The following is a 215-nucleotide window of genomic DNA, read 5'->3' as shown; positions in this document are numbered from 1 at the left end:
GAACTGGCCCTGGACGCTCTGCAGATGGCGTTCTGGGGCCGCGGCCGCGAGGGCGTCGACCTGACCGGATTGACGCATCACTCGGATAAGGGAGTTCAATACGTTGCGGTGAAGTACAGCGAGCGACTCGCCGCCGAGGGTGCGGTCGCGTCGGTCGGCTCAACCGGTGATTCCTACGACAACGCGATGGCCGAAGCGTTCAACTCGTTGTTCAA

Annotated in this window: 1 pseudogene; it reads left to right on the top strand. The window is 62.8% G+C overall.

From position 1 onward, the window contains the following. A pseudogene (locus GTR02_RS22270) lies at window positions 1-215 on the top strand (DDE-type integrase/transposase/recombinase); the annotation flags it as partial.

Origin of the sequence: Kineococcus siccus (assembly GCF_009906795.1) — a bacterium.
Taxonomy (GTDB): Bacteria; Actinomycetota; Actinomycetes; order Actinomycetales; family Kineococcaceae; genus Kineococcus; species Kineococcus siccus.
Note: the sequence above shows the minus strand (reverse complement) of the source record. Positions and strands in the feature narration are given on the sequence as shown.